Annotated in this window: 1 protein-coding gene; it reads left to right on the top strand. The window is 62.1% G+C overall.

All coding sequences use genetic code 11. The annotated features are described in order from the left end of the window. Positions 1-163: 163 nt before the first annotated feature. Positions 164-568, top strand: a 405-nt coding sequence (locus A3764_RS21070; RefSeq protein WP_236628281.1) for a DUF5930 domain-containing protein, incomplete at its 3' end; no start/stop codon positions are given.

Genomic DNA, 568 nt, shown 5'->3' with positions numbered 1-568 from the left:
TTGGTATCGGCGGATTTTTGCCGGATGGGCGGATTCGCTCCCCGTGACGTACCGGCAGCAAGCAACAGGGTTGCCCGATGGGGGTCCACTGGATATGCAACATGGAACCGGGCGCGACGAGTGGGACCGTAACGCCCAGCAGGGACGGACAAAGGAAAGAAACGTGCGCACAAGGCTTGCCATCAAGACACATGCTCTGTTGGAGCATTTCTTTCCCGAACGCCGCGTCTTCCTCAAATCCGATACCGACACCCGATTCATCCGCCTGCGCCCGTCGACCCAGCTTGCCGTCTTTGCGGGCAGTGCAGCGCTCGTGGCCTGGGCCATCATCGCCACCGCCGTGATCCTGATGGACAGCATCGGCTCGGGCAATTTCCGCGAACAGGCCAAGCGGGACCAGCGCACCTATCAGGCCCGCCTGAACGAACTTTCCTCCCAGCGCGACCTGCGCGCCGAAGAAGCGCTCGCCGCACAGGAACGCTTCAATGCCGCGCTCAAGCAGATCTCCGTCATGCAGTCGGAACTGCTGTCATCGGAAACCCGCCGCCGGGAGTTGGAAACCGGCATC

This window comes from Sulfitobacter sp. HI0129, assembly GCF_001635395.1.
Classification (GTDB): domain Bacteria; phylum Pseudomonadota; class Alphaproteobacteria; order Rhodobacterales; family Rhodobacteraceae; genus Sulfitobacter.
This window is presented reverse-complemented; position numbering and strand designations above follow the sequence as displayed.